The organism is Hyphomicrobium sp. (genome assembly GCF_041659645.1).
Taxonomy (GTDB): Bacteria; Pseudomonadota; Alphaproteobacteria; order Rhizobiales; family Hyphomicrobiaceae; genus Hyphomicrobium_B.
Genome location: NZ_JBAZXX010000001.1, coordinates 478,662 through 501,756 on the forward strand (window position 1 = coordinate 478,662; position 23,095 = coordinate 501,756).

19 protein-coding genes and 1 tRNA gene are annotated in these 23,095 nt (G+C 59.9%); 14 read left to right on the top strand and 6 right to left on the bottom strand.

Annotation, left to right across the window (positions count from 1 at the left end; translation table 11 throughout):
* Positions 1-180: 180 nt before the first annotated feature.
* From WC811_RS02175 to mgtE, 3 genes are all read right to left on the bottom strand, one after another.
* Positions 181-3,372, bottom strand: a complete 3,192-nt coding sequence (locus WC811_RS02175; protein WP_372640443.1) for an efflux RND transporter permease subunit — start codon at positions 3,370-3,372, stop codon at positions 181-183.
* A gap of 54 nt (positions 3,373-3,426) precedes the next feature.
* Positions 3,427-4,620: an efflux RND transporter periplasmic adaptor subunit gene (locus WC811_RS02180; protein ID WP_372640446.1), complete on the bottom strand. Its 1,194-nt coding sequence runs from the start codon at positions 4,618-4,620 to the stop codon at positions 3,427-3,429.
* A 346-nt stretch (positions 4,621-4,966) separates the two neighbouring features.
* The gene (gene mgtE / locus WC811_RS02185) at positions 4,967-6,337 is read right to left on the bottom strand and encodes a magnesium transporter (protein ID WP_372640449.1); all 1,371 of its coding nucleotides are present in this window, start codon (positions 6,335-6,337) and stop codon (positions 4,967-4,969) included.
* A 353-nt stretch (positions 6,338-6,690) separates the two neighbouring features.
* Here mgtE and WC811_RS02190 point away from each other — a divergent pair, with 353 nt between their 5' ends.
* Positions 6,691-6,915, top strand: a complete 225-nt coding sequence (locus WC811_RS02190) for a hypothetical protein (protein ID WP_372640452.1) — start codon at positions 6,691-6,693, stop codon at positions 6,913-6,915.
* Between the two features lie 125 nt (positions 6,916-7,040).
* On the opposite strand, the gene WC811_RS02195 is transcribed toward WC811_RS02190, so the two are convergent.
* Entirely contained in the window at positions 7,041-8,432 is a 1,392-nt protein-coding gene (locus tag WC811_RS02195; RefSeq protein WP_372640454.1) for an NAD-dependent succinate-semialdehyde dehydrogenase, read from the bottom strand.
* Between the two features lie 474 nt (positions 8,433-8,906).
* Here WC811_RS02195 and WC811_RS02200 point away from each other — a divergent pair, with 474 nt between their 5' ends.
* From WC811_RS02200 to WC811_RS02235, 8 genes are all read left to right on the top strand, one after another.
* Complete coding sequence (locus WC811_RS02200) at positions 8,907-10,562, top strand: oleate hydratase (protein WP_372640457.1); 1,656 nt, start codon at positions 8,907-8,909, stop codon at positions 10,560-10,562.
* Between the two features lie 25 nt (positions 10,563-10,587).
* Entirely contained in the window at positions 10,588-11,733 is a 1,146-nt protein-coding gene (locus WC811_RS02205) for an ABC transporter permease (RefSeq protein WP_372640459.1), read from the top strand.
* Between the two features lie 4 nt (positions 11,734-11,737).
* Positions 11,738-12,529 carry an ABC transporter ATP-binding protein gene (locus tag WC811_RS02210; protein ID WP_372640462.1) on the top strand — a complete coding sequence of 264 codons (792 nt, stop codon included), beginning with the start codon at positions 11,738-11,740 and terminating at the stop codon, positions 12,527-12,529.
* Between the two features lie 9 nt (positions 12,530-12,538).
* The gene (locus tag WC811_RS02215) at positions 12,539-13,663 is read left to right on the top strand and encodes an MlaD family protein (protein WP_372640465.1); all 1,125 of its coding nucleotides are present in this window, start codon (positions 12,539-12,541) and stop codon (positions 13,661-13,663) included.
* A gap of 299 nt (positions 13,664-13,962) precedes the next feature.
* On the top strand, positions 13,963-14,796 hold the full coding sequence (locus WC811_RS02220; protein WP_372640468.1) for a helix-turn-helix domain-containing protein: 834 nt from the start codon (positions 13,963-13,965) through the stop codon (positions 14,794-14,796).
* A gap of 92 nt (positions 14,797-14,888) precedes the next feature.
* Positions 14,889-16,292: an acyl-CoA dehydrogenase family protein gene (locus WC811_RS02225; RefSeq protein ID WP_372640470.1), complete on the top strand. Its 1,404-nt coding sequence runs from the start codon at positions 14,889-14,891 to the stop codon at positions 16,290-16,292.
* Positions 16,289-16,813 carry a flavin reductase family protein gene (locus WC811_RS02230; protein WP_372640472.1) on the top strand — a complete coding sequence of 175 codons (525 nt, stop codon included), beginning with the start codon at positions 16,289-16,291 and terminating at the stop codon, positions 16,811-16,813. Before WC811_RS02225 ends, WC811_RS02230 begins: the two co-directional genes overlap by 4 nt.
* A 12-nt stretch (positions 16,814-16,825) precedes the next feature.
* On the top strand, positions 16,826-17,350 hold the full coding sequence (locus WC811_RS02235) for a 2,4'-dihydroxyacetophenone dioxygenase family protein (protein ID WP_372640474.1): 525 nt from the start codon (positions 16,826-16,828) through the stop codon (positions 17,348-17,350).
* 137 nt (positions 17,351-17,487) lie between these two features.
* On the opposite strand, the gene WC811_RS02240 is transcribed toward WC811_RS02235, so the two are convergent.
* Positions 17,488-17,562 (bottom strand) — tRNA-Thr (locus WC811_RS02240).
* 188 nt (positions 17,563-17,750) lie between these two features.
* Here WC811_RS02240 and WC811_RS02245 point away from each other — a divergent pair.
* The 5 genes from WC811_RS02245 to WC811_RS02265 all read left to right on the top strand — a co-directional run bounded on the left by WC811_RS02245 (position 17,751) and on the right by WC811_RS02265 (position 21,770).
* A complete protein-coding gene (locus WC811_RS02245; RefSeq protein WP_372640476.1) occupies positions 17,751-17,942 on the top strand; it encodes a hypothetical protein in 192 nt (63 codons plus the stop codon).
* A 115-nt stretch (positions 17,943-18,057) separates the two neighbouring features.
* Positions 18,058-19,350 carry a UDP-N-acetylglucosamine 1-carboxyvinyltransferase gene (gene murA, locus WC811_RS02250; RefSeq protein WP_372640479.1) on the top strand — a complete coding sequence of 431 codons (1,293 nt, stop codon included), beginning with the start codon at positions 18,058-18,060 and terminating at the stop codon, positions 19,348-19,350.
* A 99-nt stretch (positions 19,351-19,449) separates the two neighbouring features.
* Positions 19,450-19,923: a DUF2948 family protein gene (locus WC811_RS02255; RefSeq protein WP_372640482.1), complete on the top strand. Its 474-nt coding sequence runs from the start codon at positions 19,450-19,452 to the stop codon at positions 19,921-19,923.
* A 35-nt stretch (positions 19,924-19,958) separates the two neighbouring features.
* On the top strand, positions 19,959-21,257 hold the full coding sequence (gene hisD, locus WC811_RS02260; protein WP_372640484.1) for a histidinol dehydrogenase: 1,299 nt from the start codon (positions 19,959-19,961) through the stop codon (positions 21,255-21,257).
* 6 nt (positions 21,258-21,263) lie between these two features.
* Entirely contained in the window at positions 21,264-21,770 is a 507-nt protein-coding gene (locus tag WC811_RS02265; RefSeq protein ID WP_372640487.1) for a UPF0262 family protein, read from the top strand.
* 24 nt (positions 21,771-21,794) lie between these two features.
* On the opposite strand, the gene WC811_RS02270 is transcribed toward WC811_RS02265, so the two are convergent.
* Positions 21,795-23,075, bottom strand: a complete 1,281-nt coding sequence (locus WC811_RS02270) for an adenylate/guanylate cyclase domain-containing protein (RefSeq protein WP_372640489.1) — start codon at positions 23,073-23,075, stop codon at positions 21,795-21,797.
* Positions 23,076-23,095 lie beyond the last annotated feature (20 nt).

Here is a 23,095-nt window from a genome sequence, read left to right on the forward strand (position 1 = left end):
TGAGTTGTTATGAAGGATTGATCAGGCTAACGGGGGCAAGCGGAGCGCCCTTATAGACCCATCGGATTCGAGACGGCAAACATCTGTTGCCGCCCCTAGATGGTGCTTGGAAGACCGTTTGTCGATCCCACGGGGTGGGAGGCAGTTAATTTGCCCTTTTTCGCCGGTCGTCAGCCGCCCTCACGTAGTGTGAGCGTCGGCTGGCGGCGATTGATGCGCGTCGGCTTGGGGATGCCTTCGCGGCGCTAGCATCCTGACGAGCACATAGAAGACCGGCGTGAAGATCAGGCCGAATGCGGTCACGCCGAGCATGCCCGCGAAGACGGCCGTGCCGAGAGATTGTCGCATCTCGGCGCCCGCGCCCTCCGCGAACACAAGCGGCACGACGCCCAGGATGAAGGCCAGAGACGTCATCAGAATTGGCCGGAGCCGGGTGCGCGCCGCCTCGACGGCCGCATCGACGCGCGAGAGACCATTGTCTTCGCCCTGCTTCGCGAACTCGACGATGAGAATGGCGTTCTTCGCCGCGAGGCCGACGAGAACGATAAGACCGATCTCGACAAGGACGTTGCGATCGAGGCCGCGGATGTTCACACCGATCATCGCCGCTAAGATGCACATCGGCACGATCAGGATGACCGCGAGCGGCAGCAGCCAACTTTCATAGAGGGCAGCGAGCAGCAGAAACACGAAGACGACCGACAAGCCAAAGGCATAAATTGCAGTGTCGCCCGCGAGCTTTTCCTGCAGCGCAATCTCAGTCCATTCGAAGCCGAAGCCTTGCGGCAGGACTTTGTCGGCGATCTGCTCCATGACGGCGATGGCCGTGCCGGTGGAGTAGCCGCGCGCGAGCTGAACCTGGACTTCGGCAGCGGGATAGAGGTTGTAGCGCGGCACGCGATAGGCGCCGGTTGTGTCCTGGAAGGTCGCGACCGAGCCGATCGGCACCATGTCGCCGTTGATGTTGCGCGTCTTCAGATTGGAGACGTCACGCAGCGACAGGCGGAACGGGTTATCGCCCTGCGCCGTCACGCGATACGTGCGGCCCAGAATGTTGAAGTCGTTGATGAAGGCCGAACCCATGTAGACCGAGAGTGTTTCGAACACACGGCTGATCGGAACTCCGAGCTGCTCGGCCTTCGTCCGGTCGATGTCGGCGTAGACTTCGGGCGTGCGGACGTTGAACAGGGTGAAGGCCTGCGTAAAGCCGGGCATTTGGCCGGTCGTGCCGGCCATCGCCCACGCCGCGCCCTCAAGCGCCGGGAGGCCGACGCCGCCCTTGTCCTGGACGTAGCCCTTGAGGCCGCCGCCGGTGCCGATGCCGGGCACGGATGGCGGTTCAAGCACGAAAATAAAGGCTTCCTTGATCGCTGCCATCTGCTGGCGGAGATCGCCGAGGATCGCGTCTTTCGTCAAGCCGCTGGCAACGCGCTTTTCGAACGGATCGAGAGCGACGAAGACGACGCCGGTGTTCGGTGCGTTGGTGAACGTGGCGCCATCAAAGCCGACGAATTCGACGGCATGCGCGACGCCCGGGCGGCGCATGATGATTTCCGAAGCGCGGCGGACGACCTCATCGGTGCGCTTCAACGTCGATCCCGGCGGCAACTGGAAGACGGTGATGAAATAGGCGCGGTCGAGCTGTGGGATGAGGCCCGTCGGCGTCGAGGACAGGCGCTCGTACGTGACGTACAGAAGCCCGGCATACACAACCACGAGAATGGCGGCGATGCGGATCAGGTTTCGCGTCAGCCAGGCGTAGCCTTGTGAGAGGGCACCGAACGCCCAATTGAAACCTGCGAAGAACCAGCGGAGCGGAGCGCCAAGGATCCTCACAAGTACGTTGGGACGCTCATGTCCCGTAGCGTGCGGCTTCAAAAGGAGGGCGGCCATCGCGGGAGAAAGCGTCAAGGACACCAGCAGCGAGATTGCCGTCGAGGCGGCGATCGTGATGGCGAACTGCTTGAAGAACGAGCCCTGCAAGCCGGTAATGAATGCCGTCGGCAGGAAGACGCCAATGAGGACCAGCGAGATTGCCAGCAGCGCGCCGCCGACTTCGTCCATGGTTTTATGCGCGGCTTCCTTCGGCGTCATACCTTGCTGAATGTAGCGTTCGACGTTTTCGACGACGACAATGGCGTCGTCGACGACGATACCGATGGCGAGAACGAGGCCGAACAACGAGAGCGTGTTGAACGTGATCCCGACCAAACTCATGATGAAGAACGTGCCGATCAGCGACACGGGGATGGCGAGAATCGGAATGATCGCGGCGCGCCAAGTCTGCAGGAATACGATCACGACCAGAACGACGAGCACGAGCGCTTCGATAAGCGTCTGCACCACGGCATCGATCGAGAACTGGATGAACTCGGTCGGATTGTAGACCACCGTGTAGCCGACGCCCGGCGGGAAGTCCTTTTTCAGGTGCTCCATCTCGCCCTTGACGGCTGCCGCCGTGGCAAGCGCATTCGAGCCGGGTTTCTGGAAGATGACGAGAGCCGTCGCGGTCTTGTTATCCAAATAGGCGTTGACGGTGTAATCCTGGGAGCCGAGTTCGACGCGGGCGATGTCGCGGACGCGGACAACCGATCCGTCAGGCTCGGCGTGGACGACAATGTTCTCGAACTGATCGGTCGACGTCAGTCGTCCCAGCGTCTTGACGTTGATTGTGAAAGCGCCGTCGGACGACGCTGGCGGCTGGTTGATCGAGCCCGCCGCGACCTGCAGGTTGGCGGCTTGGAGAGCGGCGACGACCTCGCCCGCGGTCAGACCGCGCGCGGCGACCTTGTCGGGATCGAGCCAGATGCGCATCGAATAATCGCGGGCACCGAGCACGTTGACGTCTCCTACGCCGTCGATGCGCGTCAGCACGTCCTTCACGTAAAGCGTGGCGTAGTTCGAGATATATTGCTGGTCGCGCGTGCCGTCGGGCGACGTCATGTGGACGACCATCATCAAGTCGGGCGAGGCTTTGCGCACGGAGATGCCGAGGCGCCGCACGTCATCGGGCAGGCGAGGCTCGGCGACCGCCACGCGGTTCTGAACCAGAACCTGGGCTTCGTCGACGTTCGTGCCTGGCTTGAAGACGACGTTGATCGTCACCAGGCCGTCGCCCGTCGACTGCGAGTTGATATACAGCATGTTGTCGACACCGTTGACCTCCTGCTCGATGGGGGTCGCGACGGTCTCGGCGATGACTTGCGCGGAGGCGCCGGGGTACGTGGCGTGAATGGCGACGGTCGGCGGGGCGATGTCGGGGTATTCGGCGATGGGCAGAAGCCGCACCGAGATGAGCCCGAGAATCGTGATGATCATCGAAACGACTGCTGCGAAGATCGGCCGGTCGATGAAGAAATGAGAGAGGCGCATCTGGCTTTCGGCGGTTGAAGCTGAGGGCTAGGGTCTCGTCAGTTTTAGTTCGGGTCAGTTTTGGGCGGTCTTATCCGGCGGGGTGATAGTTCCCTGCGTCGGCGCGACCTTCGTTCCCGGACGAATGGCGGGATTGGCGACGCCCTCGATCACGATGCGGTCGTCGGCTTTGAGGCCGCTTTTGACGATGCGCAGGCCCTCATACATCTGACCGAGGACCACCGGTGTCGCGGTGATGACGTTGTCGGCGTTGACGGTGTAGAGGATCTTGCGCGCCTGATCGGAGATGATGGCCGGGTCCGGGACGAGAAGAGCGTCGGAATCACCGCCGTAAACTGCGATACGGGCAAAGATACCGGGCGTCAGCAAATCATCCTTGTTTGCAAGAAGAGCGCGGCCGCGAATCGTGCCGGAGCGTTGGTTGAAAGCGTTGTCGACAAAATCCATCGTGCCTTCATGCACCCAATCAGCTTCATCGGCGAGTTTTACGCGGACGGGATTGGGGGCGAGGCGGGACGCCGGAAGCGCGCCGGATTTTCGCAACCGCGCGAACCGCATATAGTCAGCTTCGGACGTGTCGAAGACGAAGTGGATGGGGTCGGTCGTGACGATCGTTGCCATCAACGTCGAGTTGACCTGCCCGCCGATGACGAGGTTGCCGACATCGATCTTTTTATCGGAGACTCGTCCCGAGATCGGGGCGCGCACTTCCGCCCATTCAAGATTGAGTTCGGCGGAGTCCAACTGCGCCTTGGCCGACATCACCTGCGCTTCGGCGACGCCGAGACTTGATTTGCGTTGTTCGAAGACCTGCTCGCTCAGGGCCTTCGACTCGACGAGCGGCGCGGCGCGTTCGAGATCGGCTTTCGCGAAGGTGACTTGCGCCTGTGTGCGGGCGACCTCGGCTTTCGCGGACTCGACCGCAATCTGGAAGGGGCGTTTGTCGAGCGTAAAAAGCAGGTCGCCCTGTTTTACGAGCGTGCCTTCCTTAAAGTTGACCTGATCGACGTAGCCGCTGACGCGCGGCATCAGCTCTACTCGGGCGACGGCTTCAAAGCGGCCGGGGAATTCGTCCCACGTCTTGATATGCTTTGAGAGCGGCGGCGCGACCGTCACGGGGAAGGCGGGAGGTGCGCTCTGGGCGGATGCGGCACAGATGTGACAACCAATAAAACTTGCTGCGACCATCGCGGAGATTGCGATGCGCGGAGCGCGCCGAAGAATGTATCGTGAACGTTGAATGGTCATCATCATGAATTCCGCATCGAGAGGAAAGGGATCGAACCGGAGCGCCCCATTCCGTGGATCGCCAGCGTACCTGGACATTAGCACATCAAATGCATCTCCATGATCCGAAGTTCAATATTATTGAGCTTGACTACGCGGCGTCTAATTGCCCGGAAACCCCAATTGGTTGCGCGACCGTTGCGGGAATGCCTCGCTTGCGTTTCGGCTCGAAACTTGGATTTTAGTTCAGGTCTAAGGTGGATCATGGCCGCAGGAATGACGCGCGCGACCGGCGTGAACGTGATGTGAGGTGCGCGGATTTTATTCCGCGTACCTGATCTTGCGTTCAACGCGGTTTTTTGGGGGCCTACAGCAGCGTGCCGCGGAGGACGAGCAGCGCGACGCTGAAATAGATCATCAGACCGGTGACATCGACGAGGGTTGCGACGAACGGGGCCGAGGCGCTCGCCGGGTCGAAGCCGACGCGCTTCAAAAGGAAGGGCAGCATCGCACCAGTGAGCGATCCGAAGGTTACGATGCCGATGAGTCCCAATCCGACGGTCAGCGCGATCAGCTGCCAATGAGGGCCATAATCGAAAATGCCGGTTAACTGCCAAACCGCGATGCGGCCCATGCCGATGACACCGAGAATGGCGCCGAGCGTGAAACTGGTCGGAATTTCGCGGAGCGCGACGCGCCACCAGTCACGCAACCGCAACTGTCCGAGCGCGAGCGCGCGGATGAGGAGCGAGGTCGACTGCGAGCCGGAGTTGCCGCCCGAGCTCATGATCAGCGGAATGAAAAGGGTCAGAACAACCGCTTTTTCAAGTTCGTCCGAATAGTGCTGCATGGCGCTGGCGGTCAGCATTTCGCCGAGGAACAAGGCGCAGAGCCAGCCGGCGCGTTTGCGGATCATCTCGACAAAGCCGATTTCGAGGTATGGCTCCGCTATGCCTTCGACGCCGCCGAACTTCTGAACGTCTTCGGTACTCTCGACGAGGATCGCGTCGATAACGTCATCGACCGTCACGATGCCGAGAACGCGGTGCCGTGGGTTCAGAACTGGGACGGCGAGAAGATCGTGAATCGAGATCAGGCGCGCAACTTCCTCGCGGTCGGTATCCGGATCGACCCAGATGGGATCGCGGTCCGGGGCGACGTCAAGGATGGGTTGATCCGGTTCGCCGGTGATCAGCTGACGCAACGTGACGGTGCGCACGAGCTCACGCGTCGTCGGATCGATCACATATATCGCATAGACCGTTTCGCGCGTGTGCTCGACCTCGCGGATGAGCTTCAAAGTGTCCGCGACCGTGAAGGTTGCCGGTACGCTCACAAACTCGGTCGTCATGATGCTGCCGGCGGTGCCCTCATGGTAGGTGAGCAGCAGCTTCAGCGATTGAGCGGCCTCAAAGTCGAGAAGGGCGAGAAGGCGGGTCTGGTCCGGCCCATCCATCTGGCGGATCAAGTCGGCGGCGCGGTCGGCGGACATGCCCGTCAAGACGTGGCCGGCGAACTCCTCGGGCAGTTCGAGGAGTAGGTCGCTGGCGCCCGAAAGCTCGGGCCGGTCGAAGATTTCTACAACCCGGTCGAGCGGCAGCTGCGAGAGAATAGAGGCGGCGGTTTCGGGCTCTTGCTCGTTGAGCTGCGCGACGATGTCGGCGTCATGCTCTTCGAGCAATTCCACCAGAAGAATCGGGTCAACGTCGTTGCCCGATGCATTGCGGATATTTTCCATGGCTCACCTTCAGATCCGCCGTCGCACGGACCGTGGGGAGCCGACCCAACGGTCAGTCCACGAGCCTCGACGGCTGGGGCAATCGACTACTGTCGCTAGACAAGGGTTGGGGTTCCTTTGGATTCGCAGGGTCGTAACCGGACCACCGCGCGGTTCACATGAGCTGATCGGATCTAATAGTCAAGATAGGCACTCCGGTCTGTTGCAAATTCGACGGGCATTGCCGCGTTGAGCGTCGGGCCGATGTGGAATTCAGCAGACGATGAGATCTGCGGCCTTGCGGATGACGAGATTTCGTCGGCAAACTGAATAGTGACTGGCGAATGTGGCACGCGACACGTGAGTGACACCAAGTGAGCGGCACCAAAACAGGCGCTCCGGATCTGCTCGAACAGGGAACACATGTGTTCACCGGTACGATCAGGGTGTGGGGAAGCGACTATGCCGAGCTTTTGACCGACAGCGGCGTTACGATACAACTCGTGACGCGTGGTCTTCGCCCGCTCCGCGACGGCGAACGTGTCACGGTCGTCACGCGCCGGTACCGGCCGCTTTATCAAGTCGAAGAAATTAATTGAGCGGTGATCGGGTTGGGGCCGCAGTCTCGGATGGCGGAAGTCTTGGATCTTGGCCGCATAACGAAAACGCCCCGCACGAGAGGTCTCGCACGGGGCGCCATGTCTGATAATTGAGGCTTGCCGGCTCAGAACGGCGCGTCGATTTCCACGACGTCAATGAGCTTGTGGTTTACGAATTCCTTGATGCCGAGCCCAAGCAATTCGCGGCCGTAACCCGAACGACGGACGCCGCCGAACGGGAGGTCTGCTTTCACCATCGTCGGGTGGTTGACGAACACCATGCCCGTCGAGATGCGCTTGGCGACTTCTGCCCCGTGGGCGGGGTTCGAGGTGAAAACCGAGCCGCCGAGGCCGAACGGTGAATCGTTGGCGATGCGAACGGCGTCGTTTTCGTCCTTGGCGCGGAAGATCATCGAGACGGGGCCGAAGAACTCCCAATATCGCGCCGGATTGTCCTCGCCGATATCCGTCAGGATCGTCGGCTGCAGGAAGGCGCCCTGGTTCGGCACGCTCGGGCCGACTTCCATCGCCTTGGCGCCGTGGGCGACGGCCTGCTGGATCTTGTCCTTCAGGTCATCGACGGCGCGTTGCGAGGAGAGCGGCGCGAGCGTCGTGTTCGGATCCATCGGATCACCGGCGCGAAGTTCGGACACGCCCTTGACGTAGCGCTCCATGAAGCCGTCGTAGGCGGAGTCCTCGATGATCATGCGCTTCGAGGACACGCACACCTGGCCGCCGTTCCAGTGACGGCCGAAGACTGCCCACTTGGCGGTCTTGTCGAGGTCGGCGTCGGCGAGCACGACGAAGGCATCGGCGCCGCCGAGTTCCATTGTGGACTTCTTGAGAGCTTTGCCGGCTTCCGCCGCGACGATCGAGCCCGCACCTTCCGAACCCGTCAACGCGACGCCGTGGACGCGGGGGTCATTCAGGATAAACCCGACATGCTCGTGGTCGATGAAAAGGTTGGTGAAGGCACCGGCCGGCAGCCCGGCTTCGAGCATCAAGCTTTCGAAAGCGACGGCCGCTTGCGGGACGTTGGCTGCATGCTTCAGAAGAACGACGTTACCAGCCGAGAGCTGTGGCGCGATGATGCGGGCGATCTGGTAATAGGGGAAGTTCCAGGGCTCGATCGCGAGAATAATGCCGAGCGGTTCGCATACGAGCGTGGCATTGCCTTCGGCCGGGTCGGCGACCGGGAGCTTTTCGGGTGCGAGAAGCGTTTCGGCGTTCTTGGCGTAGTATTCGAAGATGCGCGCCGAAAGTTCGACTTCGGCGCGGGCTTCGGTGAGCAGTTTGCCCATCTCGATCGTCAGAATGGGTGCGTATTTCTCGACGTCGCGGCGCAAAATATCGGCCGCGTTCTGCATGATCCGGGCGCGTTCGCTAAAAGCGGTTTCGCGCCAAGCCAAAAAGGCAGTGTCGGCCTTCTCGATGGCGTTGTTGATGTCGGCTTCGGAGGCGGTGGGAAAAGTCTTCAGGACTTCCCCGGTGTAGGGATTCGTCGTCGAGAATTTCATCTTTGTCCTTCCTAGATGGTGGTGTCGCGTTCCCGATCAGGGCCGGCCGATGCTCTCGGGACTGATTTTTTTGATCGTGCGGGATGAACTAAGCGGTTGCCCGGCGGAGGGGGACGTTATTGAGCTTCGTGTTCTTGGGAATACGACCATTGACGGAGACGACCTTGATGCAGAACAAGTTTTTGCGGTGTGTCAGTCCGCGCGGGGGGTGTCGGCCGCGCTCTTTGAAAAAGTCGCGAAATGCTGCGATAAAACGCGATTTTTTGTGGTGGCTGTGAGCGGCTCGCGGCGTTGACGTCGCGGTTCTCCCGTTTTGCGACGGTCTGCTATGCATTTGATCGCGGAAGCGGGGGCGCGGCGTTCGAAGATATGCGGCGCGCTTTTGACCTGGATCAGCCAACCGAAAAGTCCAGATGCTATTGAGCGTCATCGGGCTTCCCAATTTTTTCGGTGCGGTCGCCCTCTCTGGATTCAATGACGAGAGCAGGTGGTTTCATGGTTACGACCTCGCGCCAACTCGCAGACGAAGAGGGCGATCATCCGCGCCCCGACCGCAGCAACACCAAGGTTTATCTCGTTGGTGGCGGCATTGCTTCACTGGCCGCCGCGGCGTTCCTGATCCGCGATGCCGGTGTTTCTGGGCAAAACATTACGATCCTGGAAGAACTCGATCGTCTTGGCGGCAGCCTCGACGGCTCCGGGTCGGCGAAGGACGGCTATTTGGTTCGCGGTGGACGCATGATGGAGAGTAAGTATCAATGCACGTATGATCTGTTCTCCTCTATCCCGACGCTCGATAAGAGCCAGACCGTTACGCAAGAGATCTTGCAATGGAACGAGGTTCTGAAGACGGGATCGAAATCCAGGCTCGTGCGTCACGGGCATAAAATCGACGGCCCCGATTTTGGTCTCGCTGAAAGACACATCCTCACGTTGGAGCGATTGGCCTTGGAACCCGAGGAGCGCCTCGGGCGAAGCAGCATCGAAGATCACTTCGATGCTGCGTTTTTCGAGACGAACTTCTGGCTGATGTGGTGCACGACCTTTGCATTTCAGCCCTGGCATAGCGCTGCCGAGTTCAAGCGCTATCTCGTGCGCTTCGTGCATATGGTCGACGGGTTCAATCGGCTCAAAGGGATTATGCGAACCTACTACAACCAATATGACTCCCTGGTACGTCCGCTCAAGGCTTGGTTGGATGAGCGTGGTGTATCGACCATTTTCGGCGCCAAGGTCACGGATGTGAATTTCAGCAAAAGCAGCGGCGGAAAATCCGTCGAAAGCATTGTCGTCAATGTAGGTGGGCGGACAGACGAGATTGCAATCGGTACCGAAGACTATGTGATAGTTACGTTGGGCTCGATGACCGATTCATCGAGCGTCGGCACGAATGCGACGGCGGCCATGCTCAACGGAAAGCGCGAGGGAAGCGCCTGGGAATTGTGGGAGAAGATCGCCGATGGCAAACCGGAATTCGGTAATCCGTCCGCGTTCGACGACCACATCGACGATTCTAAATGGCTGTCGTTCACGACAACACAACGTGACCCGGCTTTCTTCGACATCGTCCGCAATTTTACCGGCAACGTGCCGGGCGAAGGCGGATTGATCACGTTCGCCGATTCGAGCTGGCTGATGTCGATCGTACTGCCGCATCAGCCGCATTTCACCGGCCAGCCTGAGGGCGTGAATGTCTTTTGGGGTTACGGGCTCTATGTCGATAAGCGCGGCGACTTCGTCGATAAACCGATGGCGGCCTGTTCGGGCGCCGAACTGTTGACGGAAGTTTTGGGCCATCTTGGAATTGGTTCCGAGGCGGCGCGCATTCTCGAAAGTTCCACCACGATACCCTGCATGATGCCTTTCATCACAAGTCAATTCTTGCGGCGCGAAAAAGGGGACCGGCCAAATCCCGTGCCTGAAGGATGGCGGCGTCTTGGCTTCGTCGGACAGTTTGTCGAATTGCCAGATGACGTCGTGTTTACGGTCGAATATTCCATCCGGTCGGCGCAATCGGTTGTTGCGAAGTTGTTTGATCTCGATTGCGGGCCACCATCGGTCTACAAGGGCGAATTCGATCCCCGCGTCCTGTTCAGAGCCTTTACCGCTCTTCACGATTTCCACATTTGACCATTCCCGGATCAGGACGCCAATTGTGGACAGTGACGTTTCTTCTCCGCCTCTTCTGACCGTGTCGAAGCAACCGTCATCGACGGAGATGATCGCGTCGAACCTTTGGACGGCGCCGAACGCGGATAAGCTTGACCGCTTGATTGGCGCCTTTCTGGCCGACGCCGATCAACGCCCGGCGGCGTCCATAGACATGGGTGGTGTGACGGCTTTCGATACTTTCGGCGCTTGGCAGCTGTCTCGCTTGGCGAGAGAGATGAAGGCGAAGGGACGTGAGCTGACGATCGTCGGACTTTCCGCTCGCTACGGCGAATTGTTCTCGGCTGTACAGCAGACGAGTGAGCGTTTCGGCGGGCACCAAGAACCTCGCTTCGCCTTTACCGGTCTCGCGGCCATCGGCGCGGCCGTGGTTGCTGCGTGGCAAAGTCTGCTCTTGCTTTTGAACATGCTCGGGGCGGTTTGCGCGGCTGCGTTCCGCGCCATCGCGAAGCCTTCGACCTTCCGGCTGACATCGACCGTCAATCAACTCGATCGCGTGGCGTGGCAGGCGATACCGATCATCATACTGATCACATTTCTGATCGGAAGCATCATCGCGCAGCAGGGTTTTTTCCATTTCCGGAAATTCGGCGCTGACGACTACGTCGTCGACATGGTCGGGATTCTCGTTCTTCGCGAAATCGGCGTTCTGATCGTCGCCATCATGGTCGCGGGCAGATCAGGAAGCTCATACACCGCCGAGCTCGGTTCGATGAAGATGCGCGAGGAGATCGACGCGTTGCGGACGATGGGCTTCGATCCCGTGGATGTTCTCATTCTGCCGCGCGTCATCGCTCTGGTCATCGGCTTGCCCATCCTGACGTTCATCGGGGCGATGTCGGCGCTCTATGGCGGCGAACTGGTTGCGTGGCTCTATGGCGGCATGAGTCCCGAAATATTCGTCGCCCGGCTGAAGGAAGCGATCTCGCTCACGCATTTCAAGGTCGGGATGATCAAAGCGCCGTTTATGGCGTTGGTCATCGGCATCGTCGCCTGCACGGAAGGTCTCAAAGTTGGGGGCAGCGCGGAGTCGCTCGGCTTGCGGACAACCTCATCCGTCGTCACGTCGATTTTTCTCGTGATTGTCCTCGACGGTCTGTTTGCGGTGTTTTTTGCTTCGATCGGAATGTGAGGACATGCAAGAAGCCAGCACGCAACCCGTCATCAGCGTCCGTGATTTGATCGTCGGGTTTCGCGACCGCAACGTTCTCGATCGCCTATCCCTGGACGTCAGGTCGGGCGAAATTCTCGGCTTGGTCGGCGGATCGGGAAGTGGCAAATCCGTGCTTCTTCGCACGATCATCGGGTTGTTGCCGAAGCGCTCGGGCACCATCGAGGTCTTCGGGCAAAATCTCGATGGTCTCGACGACGGTCCGCGTCGCGCTCTGCAACGGCGTTGGGGCGTACTCTTTCAGAACGGCGCGTTGTTTTCGTCGCTCACGGTTCTGCAGAACGTCCAATTTCCGATGCGAGAATTTCTGCATTTGCCGGAGCATCTGCTTGACGAGATCGCGGCGACGAAGCTTGCAATGGTCGGGCTTTCGCGGCAGGACGCGAACAAACTTCCTTCCGAACTCTCAGGCGGCATGACAAAACGCGTAGCAATGGCGCGTGCGCTCTCGCTCGATCCTGAAGTCGTTTTTCTCGATGAGCCGACCTCGGGCCTCGATCCCATTTCGGCCGGCGATTTCGACGCTCTGATCCGGACGCTGCAACAAACACTGGGCCTGACCGTCTTTATGATCACTCACGATTTGAACAGCCTGCACGCGGTTTGCGACCGGATCGCCGTGCTCGCGCAAGGGAAAATCGTGGCGGACGGCCCAATGTCCACGATGCTGGCCAGCGAACACCCGTGGGTCAAATCCTACTTCCGCGGCGAGCGCGGGCGTCTTCTTGAACATTCACACGAACCTTTACCTGGTTGAGGCACCGATATGGAAATTCGCGCTCGCTATACTCTGATCGGTTTGTTCACGCTTGCGACCGCCGCGGCGGCTTTCGCGTTCGTCTATTGGTTGAATCACGCGGGTGGGCTCAGGCAACAAACGCGGTATCAGGCTCGTTTTGAAAATACGGTGTCCGGACTGCTGAAAGGCTCTGCCGTACTCTTCAACGGCATCCGAGTCGGGGAAATCGTGGCCCTTGAACTCAGTTCGGATAATCCCAAGCTTGTCACCGCGACTTTGTCCGTCGACAGTTCGACACCGGTCCGGTCCGACACCAAAGCGGGTATCGAGTTTCAGGGTTTGACGAGTTCGCCGGTGCTTTCGTTGCGCGGCGGAGCGGCGAATGCTTCGCCCGCAAAATCCAACGACAATCAACCGCCGTTGCTACCATCCGATCCCGATGCGGGACAGAACATGACGGAGGCCGCGAGAAGCGTCCTTCACGATATCGACGGGATCGTGAACGACAACAAAGAGCCGCTGAAGACACTGATCGCAAACATCAACACCTTCTCCGGCGTTCTTGCGCGCAATTCCGATCGCGTGGATGGAATCCTCGCAGGTCTCGAACGCATGACGGGCAGCGGAAAGGCGAAAAGCTCCGCAACCATGATCGATTTGAATCCGGTCCGGACATTTCCGCCGATTGCAAAAATTCCGACTGGCCAACTCGTGTTTCCGGAGCCGGATGTCGTCGGCAGCGTTTTCAACGACGAGGTCGCCATCGTCACGCCGGCGGGAGACCGATCGACGGCATTTCAGGCCAAGTGGCCGGACACTTTAAGCCGGGTTGTGCAATCGCGGATTGTTCAAAGCTTCGAGAATGCCGGTTATCTGAAGGTGCTTGGCCGGCAGCCGGACGGCCTAAAGGTCGATTATCAGTTGCTCGTCGATTTGCGCAGCTTTCAGATTGTGACTTCTGAATCGCCGACCGCGGAGATTTCATTCTCGGCGAAGATCGTTGGGGAAAATGGCGAGATTCTCGGCGCGCGGCTTTTTGACGTCAGCGTGCCCGCAACGATAACCGATCAAGCGAGCGTTTCGGCCGCCCTGAACCAGGCTTTCGATAAGGTCGTTACCGACCTCGTCGTCTGGACCTGCAAAACGGTTTAAGCGCCGGTCGGGTTTCTGCCTCCTCCACGATGCACGTCTTCGATTTGCCTTGCGGGTCCGCCATATCCGGTGCGGCCCGCTCGTGCTTGCGCGCCAACCATCGCCGCACGTCCGGGTCGTCACGCACGTCCAATCCTGCTTTTTAATCAGGCGTGCTGAAAATTTTGGCTTGTCATGCGAAATTTGTGGGTCATAATTTCGCTATGCTGAAATTATGCGACAGCCCTGGCTCGTCCGGTGATGTAAATCCCGACATTCTGTCGGCGAGGGCCTGGATCGGCCGGCTCGGCGGAAGTCCTGTGACGCAGCATTGCTTTGCCGCGTCGCCGGTTCTTGCCGTCGGTCATTATCGTTTCGACGGACTGGCCGACGAGGTCGAGGCTCCCGAACTGCCATTCCACTATATTTCAGTCACGCTCGGCGGACCGTTGCGGATTGAGGCGCGGCTTGGCGGGACAAAGGTCAAGGCCCGTGTGCTCCCTGGCCAATCCATGATCATGGCCGCGGGGCGCAGTAACATCTGGCGGTGGGATCAGCCGACAGAAGAAGCCCACGTCTTCTTGCACGCTGATTTTCTAAAGAATGTCGCTGCAGATTCCGGCAATGGCCGCGCAGAGATTTCCGATCGCATGGCGTTCACGGACATGAGCCTGCGGCATACGATTTTGGCGCTGACAGAGGAAATGACGCGTTTCGGCAGAATCTCGACGATTTTCTTCGATATGGCAGCCGATCTTCTGGCGCGCCGGATTCTGCTGCGTCATTGCGAAGACAACTCAAAAGATGTTGCGGGCAATCACGGGGCGCTGACGGCCCGTCAGTTGCGACGTGTTCTTGCGCTTATCGAAGATCGGCTGGCGGAAGACATTTCGCTGGACGATCTTGCGGGCGCGGCCGGGCTAAGCCGCTTTCATTTCGTGCGCGCGTTCAAGGCTGCCGTCGGGAAGACCCCTCATCGATGGCTGGTCGGCCTGCGCATCGAACGCGCCAAGCAACTGCTTGTGAAACGCAATATGACGATTATCGACGTGGCTGCGCTGGTGGGCTTCGATAGCCAGAGCCATTTCGGCCAGGTCTTCCTGGACCATGTCGGTATGCCGCCGCGCGAATGGCGCCGCCGCGCGATTTCCTGACGAAAATCAGCAATATTCCGAGAGACGGTTCGTTCGGCCGGGCTCAATGATCTCGCGAAACGTGCGGTGTAGCCGCTCGCTGGAGATCGCTTATGACGACAATGTGGGGTGACGCCCCTTACTACGGGCTGGACGCGGAATTCGATCCGGATTGGTTTTTGACGGATGATCAAAAGGATCTTCGTCGCGAACTGATCGCGGTCTGTCACGACGTTCTGCGACCGAATGCCATCGAATGCGATAAGACGAACGCTTATCCGCGTGCCAATCTCGAAGCGCTCGCCAAGCTTCGTCTTCTGGCGGCGATCGTGCCAAAGGAGTACGGCGCGAGAGGCGAAAATCACGTCGGCATCGTGATGATCGCGGAAACGATCGCGCGATATGGCTGTCCGTCGACGGCTCTCATCTACATGATGCACATGGTTGCCGTTGCGGGTCTCGTGTATCGCGCGAAAGGCAACGCGGAGATCGAGAAGCTTCTGCGCCGGATCGACAGCGATTGTCTGGTCGGCACGGCGTCGTACACCGATCCTGAGACCGGCGGTCATTTCTGGTATCCGAAGACGTCGGGCGCGAAGCGCGTCGAAGACGGCTGGCACGTTCATAAGAAGGCCGCGTGGACGACATCGTCTGGCTACGCCGATTGGTACATCTCGCAAACGACGAGCCCGGACTTCGACGGCAATTACGGAAATCTTTCCGTCTTCCTTTTTTACAAAGACGAAGTGAAGGGTTCCGCCGGAAAGTGGGACGCGATGGGGATGCACGGCAATCAGTCCGGCCCCGTCGAGATCGACACGGTCATTCCGCTGGATCGTATCGTTGGCTGGCCCGGCGACGGGGCGATGTCGAATGATGAAGCCATCGATCCGTTGGCGATGCTGATCTATGCGGGATCTTATAACGGCATCGGGCTGGCGTGCATCGACGTCGCGAAAAAGCATGTGACGCGCAAGGCGCACGTTCAATACGGACGTCGCGTCGCGGACTATCCGACAATCCAGGACACGTTTGGCCGGGCGATCATGGATGGTCAAGCCTCGCGGCTCTATGCCTATTCCGTTGCAAAGGCATTGGACGACGCGACCGGCGGCGGCCGTTGGGACATGTACTACGAAGATCCGAAGGTGATGCCGCGCGCCCGCTTTTCGCTCTGGTGCTTCAAGGCGAAATTTCTTTCGACGCGGTTCTCCTTCGAGGTGTCCGACAAGATGCTGCAGGCCTGTGGTGGCCGGGGCTACATGCGCGATCTTGAACTGGAACGGTTGGTGCGGGATTCGAAGGCCGGCTGGATCATGGCGCCTTCCAACGAGGTCACCGCGCAGCTCGTCGGCAAGTGGGGTCTGTTCGGTTCCGAAGCCATCGACTGGTGGAATCAGAAGGTCGATGAGCCCGTTCTGATGAATGAGCTCGAAAAACTCGACGAGGCGGGCAAGAGGCGGATCATCGAGAAGCTTTCAACGGACCTTCAGACGAAAAGGGCTGCCGCGGAATGATGATGGCCGTCCAGGATTGGGTTACGCCCGACGATCCGGTCGATCTCCGGCAGGCTCTGGGCTGCTTTGCAACCGGCATTACGATCATCACGGGAACCACACCTGCGGGGACGCGCTTCGGGCTCACCGCGTCGTCCTTCCAGCCGGTCAGCCTGACGCCGCCGCTGGTTCTCTACAGCATTCGAAAAGGCGCTGCGAGTATCGGCTTAGTGAAGGACAGCGGAAGTTTCTGCGTCAACGTCCTCCGCCACGATCATGCCGAACTGGCCAAGCGGTTTGCGGCTCCGGTCGCGGATCGTTTCGAGGGCCTCGAATGGTACAGCGGATGTCTCGGCTGTCCTGTGCTGCCGGATGCGATCGCGAGTTTCGAGTGCCGTCTATGGGCGACATACGACGGAGGCGATCACGAGATCGTCGTCGGGGAAGTCGCCAAGCTCCGCCGCGCGCGGGACGGCAATCCACTCGTGTACTTCCGCGGCGAGTTTCATCCCATCATCCCCGCCGCTCCGCGTTCTGCCTAGGAGGTCTTTGCGATGACACTCATAACTCCGGTTAAGCCCGGCTACACCTTGTTCGATCCTCCAGCGTTGGGTCATCTCGGGATGATCCCCGAACTCGTCGTGCCGCCTCCGACCGACGAGCGGATCTGGGTGTTGCTTGAGCCCAATGTCTGGTTTCGCCCGCTCTTTTTCGATATGAGCGCGGGCGCTCACGGAGAGGTTCTCAGGGTGAAGAAAGGCGGCGTGTTATCGCGACATCGCCATCCGTCGCCGGTGCATGGCTATGTGCTGAAGGGAAGCTGGCGGTATCTCGAACATACATGGAGAGCGACCGAGGGTTCGTATGTGTTGGAACCGCCGGGAGAGACCCACACGCTCACGTGTGACGCGGGCGATGAGATGCAGACCGTCTTTTTCATTCAAGGGCCGACGCTCTATATCGACGACGAGGACAAGGTCACTCTTGTCGAGGACAACTTCCAGCTCATCGAAGCTTGCCGCAAGCACTACGAGGCCGTTGGCCTCGGCGCGGACTTCGTCAACCAATTCATGCGCTAGAGATCATAGCGGCGATCAAATAAGTGCCCGCCAGAAGGCATGATCTGTTCTTCGCACTTTTAGCGCTCCATTCGCGGGGCGCTATTTTTTTGGGGGGATGCCTGACCGCCGTTGGTGTCGGGCGGCGTGTTTTTTGATGGTGCTGCCGGAGGGGATTGAACTCTCGACCTCTCCCTTACCAAGGGAGTGCTCTACCACTGAGCTACGGCAGCTGAAGGCCTTGTCACGTTGGAGACTTACGCACGCCAAATGGCGAGGCGGAAATGCTCCTGCTTCGGGCGGGCGGACACTGCCACAAGGCTTGACGGCGAGCAAGCCGGAAAGCCAAGCTACCAACCGAAAGACGGTGGAGCACGAAGATGCGAGTTCTGCGACATAATCCGGGGTGCGCAAAGAGCCGATGACCGGGGATTTGCCGCAAAAACCGCCCGCAAATTCGGGAACGGAGCTGTCCGCGGCGCAAGCGAAACGCAAGGCGCGCCTCGCGGAAGAGTTGCGGGCCAATCTGAAACGTCGCAAGGCTGCGGCGCGCCGTCACAAAGGGGACGAGGACGGGCACGGCGGCACTTCATCGGACAATGACGAGGGCTAGGCTCGCGGCAACTCGAAAAGCAGCTTGCCGAGAGTCATGCGCAACGGATATTCACGCGGGTTCGGGTCAGGTGGCCGATTCGTGCGTTTTTCCCACATGGAGACGGTTGGAATTCATGGATCGGATAAGAATTGTCGGTGGCCAGTCACTTCGCGGGACTATTCCGATTTCAGGCGCCAAGAACGCGGCGCTGCCGCTGCTGATCGCGAGCCTCCTGACGGAAGATCGGCTGACGCTCAAGAATGTTCCCAATCTCGCGGACGTCAATCTTCTGGTTCGGATTTTGCGCAATCACGGCGTCGACTTGGCCGTTGACGGCAAGCGCCCGGGACCGGCGACGCATCTCGGCGATACGATCCATCTTACGGCCCGCGATATCGTCGACACGACTGCGCCCTATGAGATGGTTTCGCGGATGCGCGCGAGCTTCTGGGTGCTCGGGCCGCTCATCGCGCGGATGGGGCAAGCGAAGGTATCGTTGCCGGGCGGTTGCGCTATCGGAACGCGGCCGGTCGATCTGCATCTGATGGGCCTCAAAGAACTCGGCGCCGAGATCGATATCGACAGCGGCTATGTCGTCGCCAGGGCGCCGAAGGGGCTGCGCGGCGCGCGTATCGTGTTTCCGAAGGTATCGGTCGGGGCGACGCACAATGTCTTGCTGGCCGCCGCTCTGGCTAAGGGCGAGACGGTGATCGAAAACGCGGCGCGCGAACCCGAAATCGGCGATGTCGCAACCTGCCTTACGAAAATGGGCGCGAAAGTCGAGGGAATAGGCACGTCCATTCTCCGCATTCAGGGGCGCGACCGGCTCGAAGGCGCCATTCATACGGTACTGCCCGATCGCATTGAAACCGGCACCTTCGCGATGGCTGTTGCGGCGACCGGCGGAGACGTGACGCTCGAAGGCGCGCAGCTTCATGATCTGAAGACCGCGATGGACGTTCTTGCGGAAACCGGGACTTCCGTCGAAGCCACGGCGACGGGCGTGCGGGTTGTGCGGAACGGAGGCGGGATCGCGCCGATCTCGGTCGAGACGCAGCCGTTCCCCGGATTTCCGACCGACCTGCAGGCGCAACTCATGGCGCTCCTGACCCGCGCATCGGGAACGAGCGTCATTCGCGAGACGATCTTCGAAAATCGCTTCATGCATGTGCAGGAGCTGGTTCGGCTCGGAGCCGATATTCATCTTCACGGCGATACGGCGACGATCAAAGGCGTGAAAACGCTCAAAGGCGCGCCGGTCATGGCGACCGATCTTCGGGCTTCGGTCTCGTTGGTGATCGCGGGGCTCGCGGGGGAAGGCGAGACGATTATCAACCGCGTTTACCATCTGGATCGTGGTTTCGAGCAGCTTGAACGGAAACTCAGCGGGTGCGGAGCCGAGATCGAGCGGCTGAGCAGCGGCTGACTGCGGGGGTTTTGACCGTTGCCGTTGCAGGTTTCGGCGCCTCTTTGTATCACTCGGCACTTCAAGCTGGCCGCTTGCCCGCGGAGACATTCGATACCGATGCCGGACCTCAAGCTCATTGCCTTCGATACGGAAGATCTCGAAGTCGTTTCGGCGCATTTGCAGGATGCCGTTTTGCGGGTCGGCGAGATGACATATCTGCCGAAGGAAAAGCGCTTCGTGGCGATCGCCAATCGTTTCGATTGGGCGAACGCTTTGGATGGGGCGCAGACGCCCAAACGAGGCGGCGATGCCGGCTACGAACGCCGCAGAGCCGGGGTTCGTTTCGAGCGCGTGAACTCGGCGAAGATGCAAGGCTTCGATTTCGCGGATAAGAGAGCGGCGCTGGCGCTCTTGGCCGTGACATTTGAGCCGACGGGCGGCACGGATTCGCCCGAAGGCAATGTCACGTTGACATTTTCCGGTGGCGCGGCCATTCGGCTGGGCGTCGAATGTATCGAGATCGAATTGAAAGACCTTGGGGCGGCGTGGGCGGCCAAACGCTCGCCTGAGCATCCCGAGGACGCAAGCTGAGTACGCTTCGATCGCTTCCCGAGGACTGATTGCCGATGACCATGCGGCTCAAGAGCAACGATAAAGATTTCGAAACGCGATTCGTTGAGCTTCTCGGCTTGAAGCGCGAAGTGTCGGTCGATGTCGACACCGCCGTGCGCGTGATCATTAGCGACGTGCGCGCGCGGGGCGATGCGGCGTTGATCGACCTGACACAGAAATTCGACAGGCTCGATCTCAAGAGCGTTGGCATTGCGATCAGCGCCGCCGAGGTCGATGCAGCGTATGCTGCGTGCTCGAAAGAAACGCTCGATGCATTGGTGTTCGCGCGCGACCGCATTGCGGAACATCACAAGCGACAACTGCCGTCGGACGATCGTTACACCGATGCTGCGGGTGTCGAGCTTGGGCATCGCTGGACTGCGGTCGAGTCCGTCGGGCTTTATGTTCCGGGCGGTCTTGCGTCGTATCCGAGTTCGGTTCTGATGAATGCGGTGCCGGCGAAGGTTGCTGGTGTGCCGCGCATCGTCATGGTGGTGCCGTCGCCGAGCGGCGATCTTAACCCGCTCGTGCTTGCGGCCGCGAAGATCGCGGGCGTGTCGGAGATCTATCGCGTCGGCGGGGCGCAGGCCATCGCGGCGCTTGCGTATGGCACCGAGACGATCAAGCCGGTGGTGAAGATCGTCGGCCCGGGCAATGCCTACGTCGCGGCTGCGAAGCGGCAAGTGTTCGGAGTGGTCGGCATCGATTCCATCGCTGGGCCGTCGGAAGTCCTGGTGATCGCGGATAAAGAGAATAATCCCGAGTGGATCGCTTCGGATCTTCTGGCGCAAGCCGAGCATGACACCGCCGCGCAATCGATCCTGATGACGGACGACGTCGACTTTGCATTGGCCGTCGAGAGGGCCGTCGGACACCAGTTGGCGGCGCTGCCGCGTGGAAATATCGCGGGTGAGAGCTGGAACACTTACGGCGCGACGATCATTCTAGGGTCGCTCGATGAAGCCGTGCCGCTGGCCGATCGTATCGCCGCGGAGCATTTGGAGATCGCGACGGCGGACGCAGAAGCTCTGGCAAAGCGCATCCGAAATGCAGGCGCGATTTTCATCGGCAGCGTAACGCCGGAAGTTATCGGCGATTACGTTTCCGGTTCGAACCACGTTCTTCCGACCGCACGAAGCGCCCGGTTTTCGTCTGGGCTCGGCGTGCTCGACTTCATGAAGCGGACATCGATTTTGAAGCTCGATGCCGCGGCTCTTGCGAAGCTCGGTCCTGCCGCCATGACGCTGGCCCGCTCGGAAGGGCTCGAAGGACACCGCCGTTCCGTCGAAATCCGGCTCGAAAAAGCAGGTTGAAATCTGATGGACCAATCCGTCGACGCACCGGAGAAAAGCCGGGATCGCCTCATTGAAATCACGCTCGATGCGAAATCGCTCGGGCGCACGAGTTCGAATATCGAACATGAACGCGAAGTCGCGATTTTCGATATCCTGGACGGGAACGCGTTTCGCGTCGATGGCGTGGATGCGGGACCCTACAAGCTCAATCTTTCGCTGGTTGACGAGCGTCTGCTGCTCACGATTAGCCCGTCGGATAGTGTTTCGGGCGGTGAGCCGGTCGAGCAAGGCGTGGCGCTGACGCCGCTCAAACGGATCGTCAAAGATTATTTCATGATCTGCGAGTCTTACTACGAAGCGGTCAGAACGGCGCCGCCGGCACGCATTCAGGCGATCGATGTCAGCCGACGGGCGCTTCACGATGAGGGCAGCGTGCTTCTGAAAGAGAAGCTGCTGCCGAAGATCATTGTCGATGACGATACATCGCGGCGGCTTTTCACCTTGGTGTGCTCGCTGCACTGGAAGGGATGAAGCATCAACGGATGATCGGTGCGCTCATTTGCGGCCGATCAGATACCAGGATTCCTGCTGGCCCACGCCTTTGATCTCGATCGATCCGCGCGACTCGAGGACGAACGCGTCCTGCAACGCGCTTGCGCACCCAGGGCAGATCGCGATGAAGCCCGGCTTGCTCGATTGCTCGAGCCGGCTCGCAAGATTGACCGGGTCGCCCCAGACGTCATAGCTGAATTTATTCTTGCCGATGACACCGGCCATCATCGGGCCCGACGCCATTCCGACGCGGACGCTGATCGCAATTTTCTCGTCCGCGCTAACACGTTGGACCGCTTCGACCAAATCGAGCGCCATCGTGGCCAGTGCCCGAACATGGTCCTTGCGCGGAATGGGAACTCCGGACGCAACCATGTAGGCGTCACCGATCGTCTTGATTTTCTCGACGCCGTGACGGTCCGCAATTTCGTCGAAGGCGCTGACGAGCGCGTTGAGAAGCGCCACGGTCTTTTCGGGTCCGAGTGCACGCGCCAGGCTGACGAATCCAGTGATGTCCGCGAACATTACCGAAGCGTCGGAAAAGCCGTCGGCTATGGTTTCGCCCGGCGCTGCCTTGAGGCGTTCGACGACGCTGTCGGGAAGCACGTTTCGCAACACCGTCTCGGTTTCGGCTTTGGCGCGCTCGAACAGATTAAAAGCGTAATAGACGCAGGCCGCGATCAACCCGAATGTGGTGACGGCCCCCTGCACGTAGAGTGAGTTGAGAGTTTTGTCGTCGGCGCGGAACTGCGCGGCCTCGATCGGAAACGTGAACCACGTGAACAGGTGCAATACCATCGCGAGCGAGACGATGGCGATGATGAGCCAGAAGCGGCGTGCTTCGAAAATGACGAACGGAGCGGCCGCGGCAATGACGTATTGCAAAGGTGCGCCGCCCATTCTGCCGAAGAAAGCCGTGAATCCGATAAGGGCGGAAAATTCGGCGACGACCAGCAGAAGACCGCCAGCGATCTCGTTGAAGCGATGCATGAAGGGCACGAGCGAGACGAGCAGCGCGACGCCGAGATTGATGTAAACGGCGGGAAGCATTTCCTTATTGCCCGAGGCCAATAACTGGGCCGCGTAGATGCAGGTCGTCACGACGACGAGCGCAGAAAAGACGTTCACGATCTTAAGGCGGCGCTGGATGTCCGGCGGATAGCCTCCGATGCCGAGGTTGGAAATTCCGCGGATAAACCCGCGCAAACCATGCAATGCCTTTCCGGCGTAGGCGATAGCCAACGCTTGCAGGGCACGCGGCTTTAGCCGATCAACGATCGTCATGCGCTTGGTCCGGCGAATGG

What these genes read in the sequence shown, in the direction of transcription:
- WC811_RS02175 (WP_372640443.1), bottom strand. Translation starts at nt 3,372, where the DNA reads ATGCGCCTCTCTCATTTCTTCATCGACCGGCCGATCTTCGCAGCAGTC.
- WC811_RS02180 (WP_372640446.1), bottom strand. Translation starts at nt 4,620, where the DNA reads ATGACCATTCAACGTTCACGATACATTCTTCGGCGCGCTCCGCGCATC.
- mgtE (WP_372640449.1), bottom strand. Translation starts at nt 6,337, where the DNA reads ATGGAAAATATCCGCAATGCATCGGGCAACGACGTTGACCCGATTCTT.
- WC811_RS02195 (WP_372640454.1), bottom strand. Translation starts at nt 8,432, where the DNA reads ATGAAATTCTCGACGACGAATCCCTACACCGGGGAAGTCCTGAAGACT.
- WC811_RS02200 (WP_372640457.1), top strand. Translation starts at nt 8,907, where the DNA reads ATGACGAGAGCAGGTGGTTTCATGGTTACGACCTCGCGCCAACTCGCA.
- WC811_RS02210 (WP_372640462.1), top strand. Translation starts at nt 11,738, where the DNA reads ATGCAAGAAGCCAGCACGCAACCCGTCATCAGCGTCCGTGATTTGATC.
- WC811_RS02215 (WP_372640465.1), top strand. Translation starts at nt 12,539, where the DNA reads ATGGAAATTCGCGCTCGCTATACTCTGATCGGTTTGTTCACGCTTGCG.
- WC811_RS02225 (WP_372640470.1), top strand. Translation starts at nt 14,889, where the DNA reads ATGACGACAATGTGGGGTGACGCCCCTTACTACGGGCTGGACGCGGAA.
- WC811_RS02230 (WP_372640472.1), top strand. Translation starts at nt 16,289, where the DNA reads ATGATGATGGCCGTCCAGGATTGGGTTACGCCCGACGATCCGGTCGAT.
- WC811_RS02235 (WP_372640474.1), top strand. Translation starts at nt 16,826, where the DNA reads ATGACACTCATAACTCCGGTTAAGCCCGGCTACACCTTGTTCGATCCT.
- WC811_RS02245 (WP_372640476.1), top strand. Translation starts at nt 17,751, where the DNA reads ATGACCGGGGATTTGCCGCAAAAACCGCCCGCAAATTCGGGAACGGAG.
- murA (WP_372640479.1), top strand. Translation starts at nt 18,058, where the DNA reads ATGGATCGGATAAGAATTGTCGGTGGCCAGTCACTTCGCGGGACTATT.
- WC811_RS02255 (WP_372640482.1), top strand. Translation starts at nt 19,450, where the DNA reads ATGCCGGACCTCAAGCTCATTGCCTTCGATACGGAAGATCTCGAAGTC.
- hisD (WP_372640484.1), top strand. Translation starts at nt 19,959, where the DNA reads ATGACCATGCGGCTCAAGAGCAACGATAAAGATTTCGAAACGCGATTC.
- WC811_RS02265 (WP_372640487.1), top strand. Translation starts at nt 21,264, where the DNA reads ATGGACCAATCCGTCGACGCACCGGAGAAAAGCCGGGATCGCCTCATT.
- WC811_RS02270 (WP_372640489.1), bottom strand. Translation starts at nt 23,075, where the DNA reads ATGACGATCGTTGATCGGCTAAAGCCGCGTGCCCTGCAAGCGTTGGCT.